At 73.5% G+C, this 611-nt stretch carries 1 protein-coding gene; it reads left to right on the plus strand.

Going from position 1 to position 611, the window contains the following annotated elements; translation table 11 throughout:
• On the plus strand, positions 1-611 hold a 611-nt coding region (locus CCN37_RS37330; protein WP_143262016.1), incomplete at both ends, for a S1 family peptidase.

Below are 611 nucleotides of genomic sequence, written 5' to 3' on the forward strand. Positions count from 1 at the left end.
CTCTCCGTCCGCACCGGAGCCCGCGGCGCCTCGGCGCTGGAGCGCGTCTCCGCCGACCTGGACAACGCCTCGCGGGCGCACCGCCCGGACGGCGTGAACTCGTGGGCCGTCGACCTGGCTTCGGACACCGTCGTGTTGACCGTGCACGAGGGCAGCCGCTCGGCCTCCACCGAGAAGTTCCTGGCAGCGGCCGCCAAGCACGGCAGCGCGGTCAGGGTCGAGACCACCCGCGAGCGGCTCGCGCCGACCGCAGACGTCTACCCCGGCAGCAAGATGACCTTCAGCGCCTCCGGCGGCGGGTGGTGCTCGGTCGGCTTCGGCGCCACGAACTCTTCCGGCCAGCGCTTCCTGGTCACCGCCGGCCACTGCGTGGAGGGCTTGCCCGACCTGTACCTGGGCAGCACGCACTTCGGCAAGGCGACCGGCACGCGCTTCGGCATCGGCAAGGACAGCGTGGACATGGGCATCGCCCGCATCGACGCCGAGGACCGGATCATGACCTCGGTCGGCACCTGGGGCGCGGCCGGGACCGTGGCGGTGCGCGGCGCGAACCGGGCCGCCGTGGGCTCCACGATCTGCAAGTCCGGCGCCACCACCGGCTGGACCTGCGG

It is taken from the genome of Allokutzneria sp. NRRL B-24872 (assembly GCF_002155965.1).
In the GTDB taxonomy this organism is placed as follows: domain Bacteria; phylum Actinomycetota; class Actinomycetes; order Mycobacteriales; family Pseudonocardiaceae; genus Allokutzneria.